The organism is Cyanobium usitatum str. Tous (assembly GCF_003011885.1).
GTDB lineage: Bacteria > Cyanobacteriota > Cyanobacteriia > PCC-6307 > Cyanobiaceae > Cyanobium_A > Cyanobium_A usitatum.
The window spans coordinates 96,687-118,227 of the sequence record NZ_PXXO01000002.1; the positions used below are offsets into that span (position 1 = coordinate 96,687).

Annotated in this window: 19 protein-coding genes; 6 read left to right on the forward strand and 13 right to left on the reverse strand. The window is 60.3% G+C overall.

All coding sequences use genetic code 11. The annotated features are described in order from the left end of the window. Nucleotides 1-101: 101 nt before the first annotated feature. Nucleotides 102-1,499: a geranylgeranyl reductase gene (gene chlP, locus C7K55_RS02405; protein WP_106501818.1), complete on the forward strand. Its 1,398-nt coding sequence runs from the start codon at nt 102-104 to the stop codon at nt 1,497-1,499. A gap of 32 nt (nt 1,500-1,531) precedes the next feature. On the opposite strand, the gene C7K55_RS02410 is transcribed toward chlP, so the two are convergent. Together C7K55_RS02410 and glyS are read right to left on the reverse strand one after the other, a co-directional pair. Beyond that, a complete protein-coding gene (locus C7K55_RS02410; RefSeq protein WP_241518119.1) occupies nt 1,532-2,527 on the reverse strand; it encodes a fatty acid desaturase in 996 nt (331 codons plus the stop codon). A 256-nt stretch (nt 2,528-2,783) separates the two neighbouring features. Further along, nucleotides 2,784-4,949, reverse strand: coding sequence for a glycine--tRNA ligase subunit beta (gene glyS, locus C7K55_RS02415; protein ID WP_106501819.1), 2,166 nt, complete (start codon nt 4,947-4,949; stop codon nt 2,784-2,786). Between the two features lie 82 nt (nt 4,950-5,031). Here glyS and sir point away from each other — a divergent pair, with 82 nt between their 5' ends. Next, nucleotides 5,032-6,768: a sulfite reductase, ferredoxin dependent gene (gene sir, locus C7K55_RS02420; protein ID WP_106501820.1), complete on the forward strand. Its 1,737-nt coding sequence runs from the start codon at nt 5,032-5,034 to the stop codon at nt 6,766-6,768. Continuing rightward, nucleotides 6,765-7,112 carry a hypothetical protein gene (locus C7K55_RS02425; protein WP_106501821.1) on the forward strand — a complete coding sequence of 116 codons (348 nt, stop codon included), beginning with the start codon at nt 6,765-6,767 and terminating at the stop codon, nt 7,110-7,112. Before sir ends, C7K55_RS02425 begins: the two co-directional genes overlap by 4 nt. On the opposite strand, the gene C7K55_RS02430 is transcribed toward C7K55_RS02425, so the two are convergent. Continuing rightward, nucleotides 7,070-7,792: a M15 family metallopeptidase gene (locus tag C7K55_RS02430; RefSeq protein ID WP_106501971.1), complete on the reverse strand. Its 723-nt coding sequence runs from the start codon at nt 7,790-7,792 to the stop codon at nt 7,070-7,072. The genes C7K55_RS02425 and C7K55_RS02430 overlap by 43 nt on opposite strands. A gap of 117 nt (nt 7,793-7,909) precedes the next feature. On the opposite strand from C7K55_RS02430, the gene C7K55_RS02435 reads away from it, so the two are divergent. Then, entirely contained in the window at nt 7,910-8,914 is a 1,005-nt protein-coding gene (locus tag C7K55_RS02435) for a sigma-70 family RNA polymerase sigma factor (protein ID WP_106501822.1), read from the forward strand. Nucleotides 8,915-8,953: 39 nt separating this feature from the next. On the opposite strand, the gene recG is transcribed toward C7K55_RS02435, so the two are convergent. From recG to C7K55_RS02485, 10 genes are all read right to left on the reverse strand, one after another. After that, nucleotides 8,954-11,464: an ATP-dependent DNA helicase RecG gene (recG, locus tag C7K55_RS02440; protein ID WP_193486105.1), complete on the reverse strand. Its 2,511-nt coding sequence runs from the start codon at nt 11,462-11,464 to the stop codon at nt 8,954-8,956. After that, entirely contained in the window at nt 11,413-12,543 is a 1,131-nt protein-coding gene (locus C7K55_RS02445; protein ID WP_106501823.1) for a hypothetical protein, read from the reverse strand. Before C7K55_RS02445 ends, recG begins: the two co-directional genes overlap by 52 nt. A gap of 11 nt (nt 12,544-12,554) precedes the next feature. Next, complete coding sequence (gene tsf, locus C7K55_RS02450) at nt 12,555-13,214, reverse strand: translation elongation factor Ts (protein ID WP_106501824.1); 660 nt, start codon at nt 13,212-13,214, stop codon at nt 12,555-12,557. A gap of 53 nt (nt 13,215-13,267) precedes the next feature. Beyond that, the gene (gene rpsB, locus C7K55_RS02455) at nt 13,268-13,981 is read right to left on the reverse strand and encodes a 30S ribosomal protein S2 (RefSeq protein WP_094559589.1); all 714 of its coding nucleotides are present in this window, start codon (nt 13,979-13,981) and stop codon (nt 13,268-13,270) included. Between the two features lie 142 nt (nt 13,982-14,123). Further along, on the reverse strand, nt 14,124-15,077 hold the full coding sequence (locus C7K55_RS02460) for a glycosyltransferase family 2 protein (RefSeq protein WP_106501825.1): 954 nt from the start codon (nt 15,075-15,077) through the stop codon (nt 14,124-14,126). A gap of 76 nt (nt 15,078-15,153) precedes the next feature. Next, the gene (locus tag C7K55_RS13680; RefSeq protein WP_011129965.1) at nt 15,154-15,309 is read right to left on the reverse strand and encodes a hypothetical protein; all 156 of its coding nucleotides are present in this window, start codon (nt 15,307-15,309) and stop codon (nt 15,154-15,156) included. A 35-nt stretch (nt 15,310-15,344) separates the two neighbouring features. Further along, the gene (locus C7K55_RS02470; RefSeq protein WP_106501826.1) at nt 15,345-16,037 is read right to left on the reverse strand and encodes a DevA family ABC transporter ATP-binding protein; all 693 of its coding nucleotides are present in this window, start codon (nt 16,035-16,037) and stop codon (nt 15,345-15,347) included. Further along, complete coding sequence (gene devC, locus C7K55_RS02475; protein ID WP_106501827.1) at nt 16,037-17,209, reverse strand: ABC transporter permease DevC; 1,173 nt, start codon at nt 17,207-17,209, stop codon at nt 16,037-16,039. Before devC ends, C7K55_RS02470 begins: the two co-directional genes overlap by 1 nt. Continuing rightward, a complete protein-coding gene (locus C7K55_RS02480; protein ID WP_241518120.1) occupies nt 17,209-18,144 on the reverse strand; it encodes an HlyD family efflux transporter periplasmic adaptor subunit in 936 nt (311 codons plus the stop codon). The genes devC and C7K55_RS02480 overlap by 1 nt, the downstream gene beginning before the upstream one ends. Beyond that, the gene (locus C7K55_RS02485) at nt 18,141-18,920 is read right to left on the reverse strand and encodes a phycocyanobilin:ferredoxin oxidoreductase (RefSeq protein WP_396094813.1); all 780 of its coding nucleotides are present in this window, start codon (nt 18,918-18,920) and stop codon (nt 18,141-18,143) included. The genes C7K55_RS02480 and C7K55_RS02485 overlap by 4 nt, the downstream gene beginning before the upstream one ends. 49 nt (nt 18,921-18,969) lie before the next feature. Between C7K55_RS02485 and C7K55_RS02490 the strand changes: the two genes are divergently transcribed. Further along, nucleotides 18,970-20,238: a M16 family metallopeptidase gene (locus C7K55_RS02490; RefSeq protein ID WP_106501829.1), complete on the forward strand. Its 1,269-nt coding sequence runs from the start codon at nt 18,970-18,972 to the stop codon at nt 20,236-20,238. Continuing rightward, a complete protein-coding gene (locus C7K55_RS02495; protein ID WP_106501830.1) occupies nt 20,235-21,533 on the forward strand; it encodes a M16 family metallopeptidase in 1,299 nt (432 codons plus the stop codon). The genes C7K55_RS02490 and C7K55_RS02495 overlap by 4 nt, the downstream gene beginning before the upstream one ends. Nucleotides 21,534-21,541: the final 8 nt, after the last annotated feature.

The window sequence follows — 21,541 nt, forward strand, 5'->3', positions numbered from 1 at the left end:
AGCAATGAAGATCCTAGGCGGGGAGGTCGGATTGCCCACCACCTGACCGGTTATCGGTGTTAGCTTCCCAGCAGCATCCATATTGGCGGAGCGTTTTTTTGATGTTGCGAGTCGCGATTGTGGGTGGCGGCCCCAGTGGATCCTGTGCGGCTGAGGTGCTTGCCAAGGCCGGTATTCAAACCTGGATTTTTGAGCGCAAGCTCGACAACGCCAAGCCATGTGGCGGGGCCATTCCTCTTTGCATGGTTGAGGAATTCGACTTGCCTGAGTCGATCATCGACCGCAAGGTGCGCAACATGAAAATGATCTCCCCTTCAAACAGGGAGGTGGATATTAATTTAGAAAATGAGAATGAATATATTGGCATGTGCCGCAGGGAGGTAATGGACGCCTTTCTTCGCAACCGAGCTGCCGAACTAGGTGCCCAGCTCGTGAACGGCTTGGTTACCAAAATTGATACTGGTGCCAACCGACAGGGCCCTTATAAGCTTACCTATTCTGATTACGGCGCTGGTGAAGCAACAGGTGAAACCAAGACTCTTGAGGTTGATTTAATCGTTGGGGCTGATGGAGCTAATAGTCGAGTTGCCAAGGCTATGGATGCCGGCGACTACAACGTAGCCATTGCCTTTCAGGAGCGGATCAGGCTGCCTGCCGAGGAGATGAAGTACTACGAAAACCTGGCTGAGATGTATGTAGGTACAGATGTATCTCCTGACTTTTATGCCTGGGTGTTTCCTAAGTACGACCACGTGGCGGTTGGTACCGGAACCATGCAACAAAACCAAGGGTTGATCAAGGGGCTTCAGGAGGGCATCCGCGAACGGGCCAAAAAACGGTTGGTTAACGGCGAAGTAATCAAAGTCGAGGCTCATCCGATCCCGGAACATCCCCGTCCTCGTCGGGTAGTTGGCCGCATGGCACTAGTTGGTGATGCGGCTGGCTATGTCACCAAGAGCTCTGGCGAGGGTATTTATTTTGCCGCCAAAAGCGGTCGCATGTGTGCCGAACAGATCGTTGAATCTAGTGCCAGTGGTAGCAAGGTTCCTGCCGAAGCAGACCTTAAAAAATACCTGAAGAAATGGGATCGCCAATATGGGGCTACCTACAAAGTTCTAGAGATTCTTCAAAATATTTTCTACCGAAACGATGCTGCTCGTGAAGCATTTGTCGAGATGTGCGACGACAAGGACGTTCAGCGCCTCACCTTCGACAGTTATCTTTATAAGCGGGTGGTAATGATGAATCCTTGGCAGCAGTTGAAACTTACGCTGCTCACCCTAGGCTCGGTGCTTAGGGGCAATGCCCTTGCTCCTCAGGGCTACAAACCTGTAGATAGCGCAGTACGAGGCGAAGCCGAAGTTAATGCCATGCTGGCGGTCAGCACCATTAAGGGTGGCATCAAGGTTGGTGTTAAATCTCGCAAAACTAACGCAATGCCTGCAAATAACGCAGAGCCTGATCACGACCGCGAACCGGCACTGGCTGCTAAGGATTGATTTCGATTAGATTGTTCACCTAAGAATTTTGATTAGCAGTTTGCAACGCTCACATTGGCTTCGGTTAATGTGAGCAATTTTTTTGTATCTGAATTCCACAGAACGTATCTAAAGCTGCTGGGGAAATCTTCAAGGCGTAATCGCGCGCAATCCTCAAGTAGCACCGCATTTGCTTCGTGGCATGCTCGCAGGCGGTAGTTAGGAATTCTTTCACAGAGGTGATGAATGCTGTGAAAGGAAATGTCTGCCCAAAACCAATTAAGGATTGCTGGCATTTCCAAGTTACTACTGCCTTCTAGGGCGCCACGCTGATAGTCCCAGCCTTCGTTGCCGCTGGCATAGGAATCTGCAAAATTGTGTTGAACGAAAAAGATGCAAAGAAATAATGCTGCCGACAAAGTCATTACAAATAGATAGCAGCTCCAAAACAGACCATGGCCAAGCCAGGATCCCATCAGCCACCAACTAGTGAGTACCAAAAGATTATTAGCAAAAAGATCTATGCACTCAGCCGATGTGTACCAATGGCTGGAGCGAAAATTACGGTTCAGCTTTGGCAGCTCGGCAAGGCCAGCTAGCCCCTTTTGGCTTAGGTGGGATGCCATAGATGTCAGCCATTCAGCTACACCGAGCACAAGCTCAAGCCTTGGCCGGACCAGTAGGTAGTAGCACCCACCTGGAATAAGCATCAGAGGGTGGCGGCTAAGTCCATAAAACCAGCGTTGACGCGGTGATAGGGCCAGGTAGTCGCTAAGGGTCAGCAGCGCTGATGGGCCCCGGTAGCGATCCCAGTTGCCGTTATGTTTATGGTGAAAAGCGTGGCCGCGGGACCAGGGATGTTGGGGGATTGCATTTAAGCAACCCAGGAGAAAACCAACGGGCCTGTTTAACCAGCGAGTTTTGAAGAGAGATTCGTGTCCACAATCGTGCATGAGCGCGAATGAGCGCGCTGAAAAGAGGACTAGTAACAGCAGCACTGGCAGCAGCAGTAGTCGTAGAGCAGGCCCGGCGGCAGCGAGCGTTGGCACGGATACCCACAGCAGGGCTGTCGGCAGGAGGGTATTGATTAGCTGCCAGCTGGCAATACGGTCATCGCCTTGGCGAAAGGCCTCGAGCTGAAAATCTCGGCGGCGAGGGGAAATCGCGGGCGGGGCCTGTGGTTCAGGTGTCTGTGGCGATTGGGCCTGTGGCGAAGGGGCCTCTGGCGAAGGAAGTAAACTCAATTATTACCCTCAATTTGGACAGGCATTTTGTTCAATAACAGGTATACACTCTACGGGAATATCATCCCACGATGCGACTGAAGTCAGCCAATACGGCAGCCTGATTGCGCAGCACCCCAAGCAAATGGAGACGGTTTTTGCGTACCGCTCCATCTTCGGCCATCACCATCACGCTCTGCTCGCCATCAAAGAAGGCCGCCAGGGCTGGGGCGCCAGCCGAAAGTCCTCCAGCCAGGTCGCGGTAGCGATCGTGGGCGCTACTGGTGGCGAAGGGCTCAAGCTTGTTGAGCACCGCCAACATGGCTGCCTCACTGCTTTTTTCGAATAGGCCAGGATCGACTACTGCCTCGGCACTAAGCACGCTGCTTGGCAGATCGGCCTGGTTTGCGAGCCGCGCTGCACGGGTAACTACCGCCTGCACCGCTGCCAACTGACCCGAGCTGCGCAGCTCCATAAGCAGGGCAACTCGTTGCCGTCCATCCTCTGGATCGGAAAGCACCCGCCCTTGATCTCCCGTTTGCCCAGCCACCGCTTGCACTAGGTCGCTATCCATCCCACCTTCTTCGAGCAGGCTCACCAGTCGCTGGCGCAGAAAGTCGGCGAGCTCAGTGGTTAATCCCTCCGCATCAACGGTGTAGTGGGGCAGCAGCTCAGCCCAGTGCTGACATGAGCGCTGCAACAGGGCGAGCAGATCCAGGCGCCAGCCCTTATTCCACAAAATTTGCAGCAGGCCTTGACCCGCCCGGCGCAGGGCGTAGGGATCGGAGGAGCCGGTAGGACGTTCGCCCTTGGCGTAAATGCTTAAGAGCAACTCCAGGCGCTCAGCTAAGGCAACAACAGCTCCCGCATCGGAGCTTGGTAGGGCGTCGCCCGCACCACGCGGTAAGTAGTGCTCCAGCACAGCTAGGCCTACCTGATAGGGCTCTCCCTCTGCCACCAGGTATTTGCCCCCCATTGCCCCCTGCAGCTCTGGGAATTCACCCACCATCTGGCTGACAAGGTCGTGTTTGCAGAGATGGGCCGCCCGACGGGCATGGCTGCCACAGCTGGAGGAGAGCTCGAGCTGCTCAAGTAGGACGTCGGTGCACCATTCGAGCCGCTCAGTGCGATCTAGCAGGGAGCCCAAGCCCTCAGCGAAGGTGACACGCCCTAGCTGCGACCTGCGATCAATACTGGCAACATTGCGGTCAGCCCGTACAAAGAATTCAGCGTCGGCCAGCCGAGCCTTCAGCACCCGCTCGTTGCCACGCGCCACGCTGGCAGCGGCTTCAGGCAGGGCGTTGCTGACGCACAAAAAGCGTGGCAACAGGCTGGCTCGGGCATCAAGGGCCAGGGGGTCAAGGTTATGGCCCTTTGCATAAAGGGGCACATAGCGTTGGTGCGAGCGCATCACGGTGCTGAGCACCTCGGCTGGCAGGCCTAGATAGTGCTCGTCGAAATGACCCTCAAGCAAGGTGGGTGATTCGACCAGGTCAATCAGTTCCTGGAAGAGCGTCTCCGGCAGATCGGCATCGGCGTTATGGGTTGAGGCTGCAGCCTCAACAGCGCTGCGGATCAGAGCTCCACGGCGATCGCGATCAACCTCCACCCCGGCTGCGGCCAGCAGCTCGGTATGGGCCTCGGCGCTAGCAATGGTCACACTGGCCTGATGCAGGCGGTGGCCCCGGCTCTCCCGGCCCGCCGTCACTACCGGATCACTGCCCATGAGGCTCACGGGCACCAGCTCGGCATCGAGCAGAGCCACAAGCCACCGCACTGGCCTGGAGAAGCGACTCTCCCCTTCCCCCCAGCGCATGAAGCGGCGTCCCTGCAGGGCCTCAATCCAGAGGGGTACCTGGATTGCCAGCACATCGGTGGTGGACTGCCCTGGTTCGAGGCAGCTGGCAAATAAAAACGGCCCCTTAGGCGTGTCACGAATTTCCAGGGCCTCGGGAGCGACGCCACAGCGTTTCGCAAAGCCAAGGGCTGCAGCAGTTGGCTCGCCATCCTTTAGTGCCTGGGCCTGGGGAGGGCCCTTGCGCTCCTCCTCCAGGTCTGGCTGGCGATGCGGCAGCCCAGTCACGCTGACCACCAATCGGCGAGGCGTACTTGTGCAGTAGATGCCGGCGTGACTAAGCCTCAAGGTGGCGAGATCGCGGCGCACTAGCTGCTCCAGCTGGGGCAGGGCTAGCCGGGCAAAATCGGCCGGAAGTTCCTCAGTGCCGATTTCGAGCAAAAAAGTCGACACGGCGGCAGGGCAACACAAGACGACTGTATTGAACGCCGTTCGCTAGCTTCATTGATGTGCCGAGCGTTGTGCAAAGGACCTGATGCCCGAAGTCAAGCCGGCCGCCTCCAAATTTGAGCAGCTGAAGGCCAGCAGTGGCCACCTCAAAGAGCCATTGCTGACGGAGCTCGGCAACGACTCCTCCAATTTCACGGAAGGTGCTGTCCAGATCCTGAAGTTTCACGGCAGCTACCAGCAGGACAACCGCGAAAACCGACGCAAGGGCGCGGAGAAGGATTGGCAGATGATGCTGCGGCTGCGTAATCCCGGTGGCCGAGTACCTGGGACGCTCTTTCTGGCGATAGACGAGCTTGCCGACCGGCTAGGTAACGGCAGCTTGCGGGTCACCACTCGCCAGGCATTTCAAATGCATGGCGTCCGAAAGGAGAACCTCAAAGAGGTGATTGGCACGATCGTGCGCGAACTGGGCTCGACCCTGGCTGCCTGTGGCGATATCAACCGCAATGTGATGGCCCCGGCAGCACCCTTTGAAAAGGGCGCTTACCCGGCAGCCCGCAAGCTTGCCGACGACATTGCTGATTTGCTCGCCCCCCAGGCGGCTGAGGGTTCCTACCTCGACCTCTGGGTTGATGGTGAGCTCAGCTACAGGATCAAGCCCAGCCCAGCGGTAGCCAAGATCAAGGCACTGCAGCAGGAGGGTGCTGTCTTCAGCGGTGATGCGGCCGAACCGCTCTATGGCGACACCTACCTGCCCAGAAAATTCAAGGTTGCGGTCACCGTTCCCGGCGACAACTCGGTGGACCTGCTGACCCAGGACATCGGCTTGGTGCTGTTCTGTGACCCCCAAGGCAGCCCCCTCGGCTGCAACGTTTACGTAGGTGGTGGCATGGGCCGCACCCACAACAAGGAGGAGACCTTCGCTCGTACAGCTGACCGCCTCGGCTATGTGGCCTACGGGCACGTGCTTGAACTGCTGCAGGCGATCGTGGCCCTCCAGCGGGACCATGGCGACCGGGAGCAACGGCGTCATGCCCGGATGAAGTATTTGATCCACGACCGGGGTGTCGACTGGTTCCGTCAGGAGCTGCAGGAGCGCTATTTCGCCCACCCGATCAAGGCGATGCGGCTAGAGCCAAAAACCAAGCTCGAGGATTACCTCGGCTGGCATCGCCAGAGCCGTGGCCTCTGGTTTGTGGGCCTGCCGGTGCTGTGCGGTCGCCTTTCAGGTGAGTTCAAGAGTGGTTTACGTCGACTGGTCGACACCTACAAGCTGGAGGTGCGTCTCACCCCCAACCAGGATCTGCTGCTCTGCAACATCGGCACCTCCCAGCGCTCCACCATCCGTGCTGCCTTGGCAGAGCTTGGTATGGATGCACCGGAGGCACCTGCACCGCTGCAGCGCCACGCACTCGCCTGTCCGGCCCTGCCCCTATGTGGTCTCGCTGTTACGGAAGCTGAGCGCATCCTGCCAAGCGTGCTGGAGCGGCTGGAAGCCCAGCTCAAGCGCCTTGAGATTTCCCGCTCGGTGCTAGTTCGCATAACCGGCTGCCCCAATGGCTGCGCCCGTCCCTACATGGCTGAGATCGGCCTGGTTGGCAGTGGTGTCGACCAATATCAGTTGTGGCTGGGGGGCACCCCCAACCTCAGCCGACTAGCGGAGCCCTACCTAGAGAAAATGCCGCTGGATGATCTAGAAACCACTCTCGAACCGCTGCTGAAGGCTTGGCAGAGTGCCGGCGGCCGCCGCAGCTTTGGTGATTTTGTGGTCAACAGTGGCCGTGACACCGTGCAGCAATGGCTAGAAGCAGCGGCTGGATGAGCTGGGCCCGCTTTGCCCTGTTCCTCTCCTTCACATTTCAGGTGGCCTTGATAAGGGCTCCCCTCTTGGCTCAGGGCCGGCAACAGTCACCACCACCTGCCTCACGCCAAACGCTCTACGACCCCGATCTGAGCACTTGCGATTCGGAGCGGATTCGAACCGCCTTTCAGCAGCAACTGCAGCCCTTTGCGGACCAGGGTGATGCCGTCCTGGCATACCTACGCCAGATTCAGCTGGAGATGACAGCCAAAACCCTCAGCCGCTGCGTAAGCCGCCAGTTGCTGAGCCCGGAACAGGCCGCTCAGCTGAGCCGGGAACTGGCCGAATCACCTACTCGTCCATAAAAGGCCTCCCTGGCGCCGCTACGCCAGGCCCACAGCTGATCCCCCCAGCTGAAGTGCCACCACTCGTTGGGGTGCTGCTCAAATCCTGCCCCAGCCATCACCCTGGCCAGCAACTGGCGCCGCTGGTGCCAGACAGCGGCAGGGCTGCTGGAATCAGCCAAGGCGGCAGCTTGATGAAATAAGGGTTCGGAAACCCTGCCAATCGCATCGATCTCTCCCCCCATCGCCAGGGCCTGGCCGCCAGCATCAGCAAGGGTGAGATCCACGGCGGCTCCGGTGCTGTGGGGTGGTGGGGTGGCCGGATCATCGCTGGGAGGGGCCCAGAAGCGGCCCACGGCAGCCTCTGCCCGATCTCGCTCTGGGGAGGGATGGTCGGGGTTGATGCCGATTCGGCCACACTCGGCCACTAGGGAGTGGCGCACCATGAAGCGCTGCACGGCCACGGGCCTCCAGGCATCAAAAATCGCCAGGCTCCAGCCAGGCTGCTCCTTCTGCAGCTCCTGCTGGGCTTGCAGCAGGCGGGTGACCACGCCTTGCCGCAGCCGAAATGGAGATGCATCAGGCCCATAGGGCGCTCCCAGAGCCGCGTAGGGATGGGGTTCGAGCCGCAGCAAGGCCGTTGGGATTTTCTGCAGCGGCTCATCAACCTCAGTAATCGGAATGGAATTCCAGGGGCGCAAAGGAGCTGCAGTCAGGCTTTGCCATTCAAGCTGGGCAGCAAAGCCAGAGGTGGCCGGCAGATCAGGGTATCCAGCCCCTAAGGTTTTGAAACTCTGACGATCACCCAGGCCTCGCCCATGCCCACTCGCTTCGTTTTGAGCGGCGATCACCCTCTAGATGGCAGCCATGGCCGAGATTTGTTGCGCTCCTACATGCGCGACATCAGCAGGGTGCCGTTGTTGAGCGCCGAGCAGGAGATCACCCTTGGGCGCCAGGTTCAACAACTGGTCGCACTCGATGAGGTTCGCGAGGAGCTCACCTTGAGGGCTGGCGGGGTTGCCCCAAATGACCAAGACTTTGCTGTTGCTGTCGATCTGGAAATAGATGAGCTTCAAGCCAGGATCCGAGATGGCAGGCAGGCCAAGGAAAGAATGGTTTCGGCGAATCTGCGCTTGGTGGTGTCAATAGCCAAGAACTACACCAACAGCAGCTTTGAGCTTGCAGATCTGATCCAGGAGGGCACGATTGGCCTGGTGCGAGGCGTGGAAAAATTTGATCCCAGTCGTGGATATAAGTTTTCTACCTACGCCTACTGGTGGATACGGGAGGGCATCACTCAAGCAATCAAGAACAAGAGCCGCACGATTCGCCTACCAGCACCAATCACGGCCGCCCTCAGCAAACTCAAGCGCTGCCAGCGTGAGCTGACCCAGCTATTAGGCCGTCCGCCCAGGCTTCATGAGCTTGCTTCAGCCGCAGGCATGACTGAACTGGACGTAGAGGAGCTGATGTTTCGAGCCGTGCAGCCGCTCAGCTGCGATTACACCACAGCTGACGGGGAAGCCATCAATCTGCTTGATAAAGTAGCCTGCGGTGGAGTGCAACCAGATCAGCTAGCACTAGAGGATTGTCTCAAGACTAATATCCGTAAGTTGCTGGATCAGCTGCCTGAACAGGAGGCCCAATTACTTAGGATGCTTTACGGCATCGACCAGGAGACGGCTATGAGTTTGTCAGCGGTTGCCCGTGAACTTGGTATCAGTCGTGATACTGCCCGTGGACTAGAGCGTCGGGCTGTTGCTTCTATGCGCGATTTATCAGGGCAGGCCACCGACTACCTATCCGACTACCTATCCGCCTAGATAGGCAGCACGCCAGCTCATGTTTGGGGGTTTTCGTAGTTAGTTAAGCCGGGCCGCTTGATCCATCTGGCGCCGCCGCTGCTCAGCTAAAGCATGGGCAAGACCTTGATGCTGCCGCAATTCCGGATCAGCAGCTGTGATCTGGCGAGCAACGTCGCGGGCTTCTTCGAGCACAGTTCCATCCTCGGTGAGACTCGCCAGGGCCAAATCCGGCAGGCCGCTCTGGCGTGTACCCAATACCTGGCCGGGCCCCCGCAGGCGCAGATCCATCTCGGCTATTTCAAAGCCATCGCTGGTGCGCACCAGCACCTCAAGCCGCTGACGGGCCAGCACGTTGCTGCTGTCGTTGATCAACAGGCAGTAGGAAGCGGCAGCTCCCCGCCCCACTCGACCCCGCAGCTGGTGCAACTGGGCAAGGCCGAAGCGTTCAGCATGTTCAATCACCATCACGCTGGCCTCCGGCACATCAACGCCCACCTCCACGACCGTGGTGCTTACAAGCACCTGGGTTTGTCCGCTGGCAAAGGCGCCGATGGCTGCCTGCTTCTCAGCGCTGCTTAGCCGGCCATGCAATAGCCCTACCGCTAAATCCGGAAACTCCTCCTCACTTAGCTGGCGGTGCACCTCCACAGCCGAGCGCAGCTCGAGCTTCTCCGACTCCTCCACCAGCGGCAACACCACATAGGCCCGCTGCCCAAGGGCCACTTGCTCGCGGATCAGCTCATAGCCCCGCTGGCGCTGACTGCCTTTGACCATGCTGGTGCGGATTGGCTGGCGTCCCGGGGGTAATTCGTCGATCTGGCTGACATCCAGATCGCCATGAAGAGACAGAGCCAGGGTGCGAGGAATCGGTGTAGCCGTCATCGTCAGCAGATGGGGCTGCAGCCCTTTGGCCAGTAAGCGATTGCGCTGGCGCACTCCGAAGCGGTGCTGTTCATCAACGACAACCAAACCAAGCCGATCGAATTGCACTGGGTCCTCCAGCAGGGCGTGGGTACCCACCAGCAGTTGCAGCTGACCGTTGACTAGATCTTGCAGCAGCTGGCGCCGTCGCGGTGCTGGGGTGGAGCCAGTGAGAAGAGCTGATGTGACGTGCAACTGGGGCAGCCACTCCGCCAGCTTGCGGTAGTGCTGCTCGGCCAGCACCTCGGTAGGGGCCATCAGGGCCCCCTGGCAGCCCGCCTCGATCGCAGTGAGTAGGGACGCCAGGGCAACAACGGTTTTGCCGCTGCCCACATCCCCTTGCACCAAGCGGGCCATGGGTTGGGGGCGGGCCAGATCGGCGCGGATCTCAGCTAGCACCCGTTGCTGGGCACCGGTAAGGCCAAAGGGCAGGATGGTTAGAAATTTCTGCACCAGGCCCTCGCCACCCGGCGGCAAGGCCAGGGGTGGAGCAGGTCTCAGGCTCAGTTGGCGGCGCCGTTGGGCCAGGCCCAACTGCAGCAGCAAAAACTCATCAAACACCAAGCGGCGACGGCTTGCCTGCAGCTGCTCCTGGCCGCTGGGCCCATGGATCTGGGTAAGGGCTTCAGAGCGGCCCATCAGCTTCTGGCTGCGGCGCAGGGCCTCAGGCAGGGGATCGGGCCAGCTACTCACCAAGGGAATCACGGCTTCCACCACCTGGCGCAGCCGGTCTGCACCCAATCCTTCAGTGAGGCCGTAGACAGGCAGGAGCCTGCCGATAGTTTCGGAGCGCACCGGTGCCTGGGGCGACTCCAAAACCTCCATCAACGGATCCTGAAATGCCGGCCCATAGGGGGTTTCCTTGACCAGACCACTGACCGCAACGGTGGCTCCAACTGGAAATAGGCGTTGTTGGGATTGCAGCCAACCAGGACTGGAAAAGCGCTGCCCGGCAAAAAAGCGAGTCACCTTGATCCGCCCAGTGCAATCGATTAGGTGAAGTTCGAGAATAGAAAGATTGGGATTGCGCGGGCTGGCAAAGGCATGGCTGCGGCGCACAGTTGCCACAATCGTTGCGGTGGTTCCCGGTTTGAGCCCGTTGATCCGCACGAGATTGGCGTAGTCGAGATAGTCACGCGGGTAGTAGTGCACCAGGTCGCGCACCAGCAGTAAACCGAGCTGGGCTAAACGGCTGGCGGTCTTGGGGCCCACCCCGCGAACTTCCGAGAGAGGCGTATCCGCGTTGAGGCTGGCTGAATTGGGGGCCTTGCCGGCGGCTGTTGAGTTTGATACCAGCCGCAGCCGGGGTGGAGCTACCGCTAGCACTGGCTGCTGGGCCTGGCGTAGGGCATGCAGCCTTTCCCTAGCCGTTCGCACCAGACTCTGGCGCCTGGCTAGGGGCAACTCGCCATAGGCCTGAAAACCAGCTGACAGATCAAGTAAGCGCTGCAGGGCTTCGGCAGGCAGATCCTGCGGCCGCAGTTGCAATTGCTGCACCACAAAGCTGCTGAAGCAGGTTTGACGGCCCTTTAGGTCGATAAATCCTCGGTCGGCCTCCACCTGCAGGGCTTGCTGCAGAGCCCGCAGCCAGGCCTCTAGTCCGGGCAGCTCGGCAGGCTCTGGGCTGGGTTGATGTCCTGCAGCCACAGCTGTTCCGCCTCTAATGCCTGAACCCGCCGCCTGAGACGGCGATAGTGCTGAGCCATTCTGCGCACCTCCTGCCGGTGCTGCTGGATCCGGGTACGACAGGTGTGCAATTTGGGCAGGGAATGCTCAAGGTCAGCAGGCCGAAGCAGCACCGCTATAGCTTCAAGGCGACCGGCTGCAGGCTCCGGGCCGAAGGGCAGGGGCAAGCGCAGCAGATTCGCTGGAGCTTCCAAGCTCTCCAATTGCGCTGTAAGAGCAGCATCAAGCAGGCTGACAGGCAACAAGGTTGTGGTTATCCCCAGCCGCATTAGCTCAACGTTGAGAGCATGGGAGAGATTGCGCAGGCGGCGGCTGAGAGCCTGCTCAAAGCCGCCGATCCAGGCGAGCAGCAGCGCAGGGTCTGAAGGTAGGCGCCCTCCGTCCCATGGCGTAGGAGTCCGGTTGGACGGCTCCACCAACCAATCGCTGAAGGCTTCCGCCATGGCCCGCATCGTCACCTCACGGTCTTGCTGGCCATCTACCTCTTCCAGTTGCTCGTCCGCTTCCTCGATCTCAGCCCCTGGGTGATTGCTATTGGGCTCCGCCAGCTCAACCGGAGGGCGGAGGGTGAAGCTGGAGGGGCTGAGGAAGTCAGCTCCAATAGGAAGGGCCATTCCAAGGTTGATTGATCCCCTTGCTGGAGTCTCCTCAGCCTGGTCTTGCTCCTCTGATTCAGAGTCGTCCCCTCCCAGGGCCGCCAGCAGCCTGCTGCGTTGGCGGCTGAGTTGCTTGTTGTGTTCGCTGGCTATCTGAGCGGCTAGGTGGGCGGTTTGCTCAACTGTGAGCAAGCTGCTAGCCCGCTGAACCAGGTTGCGGATGCGCCGATGCAGCACCCGGCGCTTGTTGCCATCGAGATCGCTGTAACGATCAGGATGCACTTGGGTCGCAACATGAAAACAAGCCTGTTGAACACTGTTCAACAGGCCGTCTCTGAGCACCTGGAGATAGAGAGCCAGGTGGCGATAGAGCTGGGGGTTGGAGGCCCCCAGCTGGGATTCCAGATCCTCAAGCTGCTGATGGGCAGCCTCCAATGGGGTCACTGGCTTGTTGATCAGGCCGTCTGGCTCATGGCTGCCACTTCGGCAGCGAAATCAGATTTCTCCACCTCAATGCCCTCACCAAGGGTGAAGCGGGTGAAGCGACGCACCTGGATGTTTTCGCCCACCTTGCCGGCCACCTGCTTCACCATCTCCGCCACGGTGACAGCGCTGTCTTTGATGAAAGGCTGATCTAGCAGGGCTAGTTCCTTGAGGCGCTTGCCAATTCGGCCCTCAACGATCTTGACCTTCATCTGCTCGGGTTTGCCCTCGAGATCATCACGCCCCATCTCGATGGACTTTTCGCGCTCAGAAATCTCTGCAGGAATCTGATCGGTGCTTACGTACTCCACACCAGGACAGGCAGCGATCTGCATGGCCACATTGCGCAGCAATTCCTGGAAGACGTCGCCACGGGCAACGAAGTCGGTTTCGCAGTTGACCTCAACCAGCACGCCCACACGAGCACCAGTGTGGATGTAGCTGCCCACGGCACCTTCAGCGGCGGTGCGTCCAGCCTTTTTCTCAGCGGTCGCAATGCCCTTCTGGCGCAGCCATTCGGTGGCTTTGGTGGCATCACCACCACATTCAGAGAGCGCCTTCTTGCAGTCCATCATTCCTGCGCCGGTTTTATCGCGCAGTTCTTTAACCAGCTTTGCCGAAATCTCAGCCATGGGTTGGTATGGGGTACGGGTTACTAAGTTGTGAACGATAAGAGGGAAGGGGATCAGCCCTCGTCGTCACGGCCCTGATCTTGAGCTCCGTGGCGGCCTTCGTTGATGGCATCGGCAAGGCGGCCAAGCACCAGCTGCACGGAACGAACGGCGTCGTCGTTGCAGGGGATCGGCACGTCGCAGAGGTCGGGATCGCAGTTGGTGTCGAGCATGGACACCAAGGGAATATCAAGCTTGCGAGCCTCAAGCACGGCGTTGGTTTCACGGCGCTGATCGACCAGCACGACTACGTCGGGCAGGCGGCGCATGTTTTTCAAACCACCCAGATACTTCTGCAGGCGCTCCAGTTCACGGCGCAGTACAGCAGCTTCCTTCTTAGGACGCATGGCGATGGCGCCCGAACTTTCCATGCGCTCCAGATCCTTGAGCCGATCGATGCGAGCACGCATCGTGGTCCAGTTGGTGAGCATGCCGCCCAGCCAGCGCTGGTTGACATAGGAGGCGCCGCAACGGGTGGCCTCCAGGGCAATCACTTCAGAGGCCTGCTTCTTGGTGCCAACAAACAGAAAGCGCTTGCCACTGCGGGCCGCACTGCGAGTCCACTTGTAGGCGTTGTTCATGCAGACGGCGGTCTGCACCAGATCAATGATGTGAACCCCGTTGCGCGCGCAATAGATGTAGCGCGACATCTTGGGATTCCACCGGCGCGTTTGGTGCCCAAAGTGGGCACCTGCCTCCATCATCTCGGCAAGAGTTACAACAGCCATAATTTGGGGTTGGAGTTTCGGGTTTGCCTCCACCTGCCAGGGATCCAAAACAACCCGTACGACCAGAAGGGTCAACGGGCATTGCTGCTCGGATCACCCGAAACACGCAGGTGTGCGGTGTGATTTGTACGAGATCACCCTATCAAATAGGGCTAGGGGCTTGACCCGAATCCTTGAGTGCTTTCGCTTCTGCAAACAGGGCCCGCACTCCCAGGCGGTTGAGCGGCACTCGCAACAGCTCCATGGCCACACCCGCATGGCCGCGGCGGATCAACCAGGCAAGCAGGGGCCGCAGGCTGCGTTCGTTGAGCAGGCCGCCCAGGGTGAGTGCCTCCCAGAGCAGGCGATGCAGCCAAGTGAACTGAATGATCAGCCGCACCCGCCGGGTTGGGTGCTTTCGGTAGAAGACCAGTCCCATTTTTGCTCGCTCCCGCTCCACCCGAATCAAATCGGGGATCTGCTCCAAATTCAGGGCTGGATGCCAGTGATAGCCAACGGCCTCCGGGCAGCGCACCAGCCCAACTCCAAGCCGCCTCAGTCTTTCGCCGAGCTCCAGGTCTTCCCAGCCATACAAACGGAAACGCGTATCAAACAGGCCGGCCTGCTCAAGCAGCTGCCGATCAATCGCCACGTTGCCGGTGGCGAAATAGGCAAAGGAATGATCCTGAAGCTTGTGTGGTTCGCTGCAGGGATCCTGGAAATTGGCGGTGTTTATGACGGCCCCATAGGTGAAACAGAGGCGGTTGCCGCGCCGCTGCCACTCGCGCTCTAGGGCTACAGCGTGGCAACGCAGAAAGCTGGGGGTGACCACCAAATCGCTGTCTATGAAAACCACCACGTCGCCGCGGGCTGCCTCCACACCCCGATTGCGGCCCTGAGCCGGCCCACCGTGTTCCTGCTCGATCAGTCGCAGGTGCGGCAGCTGCAGGCTGTGCTGCCGCAGCCAGCTAACGGTGGCATCGGTTGAGCCGTCGTCGACGAGTACAACCTCATAGCCCGTGATCTCCGCTGCGGGATCCTGGGCCTCAAGGGCCAGCAGGCACTTCTGCAGGATCGGCAGGCGGTTGTAGGTGGGGATGACGACGCTGAGGAACATCGGAGTCGCCGCGAGGGTCTAAACAGCAAAAAGGGGATCCTTTCGGATCCCCTCAGCGATGCAAGGGCTGCGCTGATCAGTCGGCGGCGCCACCGTTGTTGGCTGTGCCGGTAACGCCATTGCCGGCGCCTTCACCGCGGCCGTCGTTGCGCAGCTTGCGCTTCTTGAATTTGCGCGCGTAGGAGCGATTCCGCTCTTGCTTTTCCTTCTTGAGATTCCTGCGCTTAGCCATGCGAGCGGCGTGTTGGAGAGATTCGATTCTCCATCCTACTCAATTGCGAAGGCGCCGTTGCTCAACTGACCGTCCTCCATCTGCACAAGACGGTCTGCCACATCAAGAATCCGGGGGTCGTGGGTCACCATCAACACACCGCATCCCTGGTCCTTGGCTAGTCCCTTAAGCAGCTCGACCACCTCACGCCCGGTACGGGAGTCCAGAGACGCCGTGGGCTCATCGGCCAATAGGAGCTGGGGCCTGGCGGCTAGAGCCCGGGCGATCGAGACCCTTTGCTTCTGCCCACCGGAGAGATCATGGGGCAGCTTGCCAAGATGGTCGCTCAGGCCCACGACCCGCAACCATTCCCGAGATCTATCCCTACGGGCTCGATAACTGAGACCTTGCAGCAGGTCTGCACCCATCTGCACGTTTTGCTCCGCCGTAAGGCACCTGAGCAGGTTGTGGCCCTGAATGATCATGCCGATCCTGCGGCGCAACTTGAGCCGGTCGGCGCGGCTTGCTCCCTTGAGCTCTTCGCCAAACACCTGTACCGAGCCCTCCTGCACTTGGCGCAGAGCTCCAATCAGTGTCAACAGGGTTGTTTTGCCGCAGCCGGAGGGGCCTGTAAGCAGCACCACTTCACCGGGATCAACGCAAAGGCTGATGTCCTGGAGCACCTGGCGGCGATTGACGCCACTGCCAAATGAATGCCTCAAGCCTTCCAGGCGCACCATCGCAGCCATCAGAAAATCTCCGCGGGATCGGCGTCACCAAGGCGCCGCATCGCCAGGGTTGCCGAGCCCATACACATCACCAAAATCATGATGAAGACCGTCAGTGCCCGGGTCAGATTCATTGATACCGGTAGCTGGGTGGCATTGCGCACCAGTAAATAGAGACCCTGGCCGGCGGCGTAGGCAGGCAGATAGCCGAATACAGCAAGCAGTATTCCCTCCCTAGCTACCACTCCAAGCAGGGTGGGGAGCCGGTAGCCCATCGCCATCAAGGTGGCATATTCCGGCAGATGATCGCTGACGTCCGAATACAAAATCTGGTAGACGATTACGCAGCCCACCACGAAACCCATGGCAGCGCCGAGGGTGAAAATGAAACCGATCGAGGTGCTGGATCTCCAGTAGTTCTGCTCAAAGGCGATAAAGCCTGTTTTGGTCAGCACGCTGACGTCATCTGGTAAATCCCGCTTCAGCCTCTCGACTACCTCATCGGCATCTGCCCCAGGTCGCAAGCGGATCAGTCCTACCTCAATGCTGCCTGGAGGAGTATTTGGCAGTAGCTGGAGATAGGTCTCCTGGCTGGTGAGCAGATTGCCATCAGCGCCAAAGGAGGTGCCGAGCCCCACCAGGCCGGCCACCCTTACTTTCTTGCCATTAATCTCGCTTTCGACGGTGCGTCCGCTGCGAAACCATTCGGCTACAGGCCCAAACTCTGGCCTGGAGAGCTCGTCAAACAGCACTCGGCCCCGATCCTGCAAAAGCTTTGCCTTGGGCGCGAGGCTGGGGTCGGTGAATAGGGGATCGGCAGGTTCAAAGCCCAGGGTGAGGATTGAGCGGGTTGCCTTGGTGTCTGGGTTGCGCCAAAGCAGCAAATTCCAGTGAACCGGAGTAATCCCCTCCACATCTGGATCTGCCATGGCCTGCACCAGACGGCGGCGGGGAAAGCCGGCCATGCTCACCGAGCTGCTGGAACGGGGGCTGATTAACACCAGGTCGGTGTCAAAGAGGCGGTGAATAGTGACGCTGGCATCAAATAGGCCGTCCCTGAAGCCCAGCTGCATAAACATCAAAGTGCCGGCGAAGGCGATGCCAGCCAGGGCGACAGCCAGGCGCACGGGCTGGCGAGTCAACAGCAGCCAGGCAAGGGGAATGCGGCGGCCCTGCCAGATACGGCCAAGCATCAGGGCTGCCCAGGCGCCCTGATGGCAGCGAGGCGCGCAATCACTTTTAAGCCCGTGAGATCACGCACCCGCTGGCTATCAGCAGGATCTAGGGCCACCCGCACCTCCACAACCCTGGCATCCGCATCTCCGGTGGGATCAGTTGAAAGCACTGAACGCTGACGCACCTGGGGGCTGATCCGAATCACCTCGCCAGTAAGGGTGCCTTGATAACCACCGTTTTCGCTGATCAAAGAGACGCTCTGGCCAAGGCGCACTCGGTCGATGTCACTTTCGTAGACCTCAACCAAGGCCTGCATGCGGTTGCTGGCGCCGAGTTCAAGTACGCCTGTTTCAGTCGGGCGCTCTCCAACTCGGGCATGGAGTTTGAGCACGGTGCCAGCCATGGGCGCCCGTAGTTCGGTAAGCAGCAACTCAGCTTTGAGTTTCTCGCGTTCAGCCCATGCCTCGTTGCGATCACCCTGAAGCTTGAGCAGGTCAGTCTCGCGATTGTCCAGCTCACCGCTGGGTATGGCTCCGGAACGACTCAGCTGGCGGTAGCGACGGACGTCGCGGGTTTGTACAGCCAATCTGGTGTCAAGGTTGCGAAGACGAGCCTCGATTAGCTGTTGTTGGGCCACAAGGGTGGGTGCTGTGTCAAAGCGAGCCAGCAGCTGGCCACTGCTCACGCGGTCGCCTTCCTCAACCAAAAGCTCGGAGATACGGGGGCTCCCGCCGATGCCGCTGATGGGGGCCGCCAGCAAGCGCACATCACCAGCCGGCTCCAGCCGGCCAAGCGCTGCCACCGCTTCCTGATTACTAGGAGTGACGGCAACCACCGGTGCAGTCACTGGGGATGGTCGCTGCTGGCGGACTAGGGCGACAGCCAAAACCAACACCAGGGCCGCTCCGCCAAGCCACCAAAGTCGGTTAACCCCCAGCAAGGCGCGCTTCACGGTGCTGGCGGATCGTCGAACAACAACTCCTCGATGTAACGATCGGCCCACTCCGGGTTGAAGGCTTTCTCCAGCACCCGGCGGGTCTTGTCGTTTTGTTTCTGTTGCTTGCAATACCGGAGCTGACCCTGCCATCTGGCAAGCGTAGCTGGGTGGGTTGGTGCCTGAGCCTCGCTGGTGGCTATGGCCGACGCCAGGACATCGAGAAAGCCGCTTACCTCGTCGAGAAACCCGGCCTCCTCAGCGGCGCTCGTGGGTCTCACAAAGCGAACGTAGGGCGAAAAAATTGACGCCCAGCCCGGCAGCTCCCGCTCCTGTACGAAGCTGCAGCGGGGCCTAGCGGCAAGAGCTTCACCGATACCGGCTGGGAGCTCACCGCAAACTGGCGAGAGGTCGACGATGGCGGCGGAGACCCCGGCCGGGCCTGCCACGATATCTGCCCCAAAAACAGGCAGGTCGAAGCTGGGATCCGGAAAGAGTACGCAGTGCAAAATCTGCAATCCCGCTCCAAGGCGGGCGGTTTCCAGGTGCAGCTTGCGCAGTCCCCTGCAGCGACGCAGCTCGTTGCGTATGAATAGTGATTCGCCATCGAGGCTGCCACTAATGGCTTCGAGATCGGCAGAGACCGCAAATGCTTCCAATTCGGGCAGGCCTTGCCAGAACGTACGAATCCGTGCCGCCAGGGCGTCCATCAGGGGGTGAATCGCACCGCTTTCGCCGCAAGAGCTCTCGGGGCCAGCGTCGGGACTCTGAGACGAAGCGGGGGCGGAACTCACGACAGGAGGTGCAGCCAGCAGAATGCAGATCCTGCCACGCATCTGAGCCTTGCCCCTGGCCCCATCCCAGCCCCTGCTGCCAGGCCTGGCTAATGCCAGCGACCAACTTCTTGCCAACGGCGCCACCGTCGTCAGCCTGTCCTTGCCCGACTCGCCGCTGGTTTGCCTCGACTTTTGGTGTCGGGCAGGCAGCGTTTTTGAATCTGCCGCAGAAAGCGGCATGGCCCATTTCCTTGAACACATGGTGTTCAAGGGCAGCGAGCGGCTTGGGCCTGGTGAATTCGACCTTCGCATCGAGGCGATGGGTGGCAACAGCAATGCAGCCACCGGCTTCGACGACGTTCACTACCACGTTTTGATCCCACCGGAGGCGGCTGCAGAAGCCCTCGACCTACTGCTCGATCTGGTGCTGCATCCCCGCCTCGATGCCGCAGCCTTCGACATGGAGAGGCAGGTGGTGCTCGAGGAGCTGGCCCAAAGCGAAGATCAGCCCGATGAAATCGCTCTGCAGCAGTTACTTCGACTTGGCTGCCCAGAGCACGCCTACGGCGAACCGATCCTGGGCCAGCGCGAACTGCTGCTTGAGCAGACACCCGCTGCCATGGCCGCCTTCCATCGGCGTCTTTATGGCGCCAACCGTTGCGTGCTGGCCATGGGCGGCGCCCTCGAGCTGGAGACCCTGGCCGAACGCATCGACGCCAGTGGCCTGGCCCAATTGCCGCTGGTGGAGGAGCCCTGCCGCCGACCAGCCCTTCTGGTGCAGCCAGGGGAGCACCGGATCGAAGTGCCGCGGCTGGAATCGGCGCGCCTACTGATGCTCTGGGGTCTACCTCCCGCCTCTCAATTGCACGACGTGATGGGCGCAGACCTGCTCACAACCGTGCTGGCCGAGGGGCGCCGCAGCCGCTTAGTGGAGAGGCTGCGCGAGCAACTGCGCATCGTGGAAAGCATTGATCTGGATCTGCACGTAATGGAGTTCGGCAGCTTTGCCCTGCTGGAGGCGATCTGCGAAACGGAAGAGCTGGCCTCCGTTCGCAAAGCGATTGATGCGGTCTGGTACGAGCTGTTGCAGGAGGGTATGGCTGAGGTGGAATGGCAGCGAGCCCAGCGGCTGGTGGCCAATGGCTACCGCTTTGGTTTAGAGGCCGCTGGCGGCGTGGCTGGCCTGATAGGCAACAACCGCCTCTGGGGGCGCCACCACAGGCTGGAGCTGCCACTAGAAGAGATTGGTTGCTGGAGTGCGTCCGAATTGCTGCAGCAGGCCGTTCCCCTGCTGGATCCCAGCCGGGCCTGCGTGCTCGAGGCGGTGCCGGCATGACCAGCACCCATCCATCCTCGGCCAACTGGCAGCACACCAGCCTTCAGGGCGGCCTACCGCTGATCTGGCAGCGCCGGCCTGGACCGGCGATCGTTGCCTGCCGGCTGTGGATACGGGGAGGCAGCAGTCAGGATCTGCCGGGCCAGCGCGGGGCTGGTCAATTGCTGGCGGGCTTGATGACCCGCGGCTGCGGCAGCTATGGGCCAGAAGCCTTGGCCGACCTAGTGGAGGGTCGCGGGGCGGCCCTGCGTGCTGAAGCCGCCGAAGACTTCCTGGTGATCAGCCTCAAGTGCGCCAGCAGCGACACGAGCGAGCTGCTGCCCCTGTTGCTGTCAATGGCCAGGCAGCCCTGGCTCAGCCCTGACCAACTCGAGCTAGAGCGGGACCTGAACCTCCAGAGCCTGCAGCGCCAGCGGGAAGATCCGTTCCAGCTAGCCCACGACCAGCTGCGCCACATGCTCTACGGCGATGGGCCCTATGGCCACGATCCCCTCGGTGTAGATGGGGAATTAGCGGCCCTGCAAACCGAACAGATAGGGGCGTTGGTGCCTGATCTCGGCCAGAACGGCGCCCTTTTGGTGGCCTGCGGCGATCTGGATGACGAGCTTCCCCAGCTGCTCAATCCCCTCCTGAATCAGTGCCCTTGGACTACGGCCCCGCCAAGCCCCGGCGCCGGACCGGGAGCAGCCTCCGGGCAGGAGCGCTTTGCCTGCTTGGAGCAGGACACTGAGCAACTGGTATTGATGCTGGGTACGGCTACCGTGCCCCTGGGCGATCCGGATGGGCTGGCCCTGAGGCTGCTTCAGGCCCACCTGGGCATGGGCATGTCCAGCCGCCTGTTCGTCACCATGAGGGAGGAGCGGGGCCTGGCCTACGACGTTGGGGTTCACATGCCGGCGCGGCGCGGCGCAACGCCATTTATCTGGCACCTCTCCACTTCCGCTGAGCGAGCAGAGGAGGCCACCACCGCTCTTCTGGATGAGTGGCAACGAGTACTAGATCAGCCCTTGAGCTTGCCTGAGCTCGCTTTGGCTAAGGCCAAATACCGTGGCCAGGACGCCATGGGGCGCCAGACCTGCGGCCAGATCGCCGATCGTCAGGCGCTGGTGCTGGGCCACGGCCTGGGCTGGAGTTACGTGGAGGACAGCCTGGAGCGGGCCCAGCAACTGGATGCAGGCACCTTGCTGGCGGCAGCTCGCCGCAGGCTTTCGGCTCCCTCCCTCAGCATCTGTGGTCCAGCGCCAGCCCTAACCGCCGCAGAACTGGCCTGGCAACGCCACGATCTCAGTTCCTGATAGGCCGT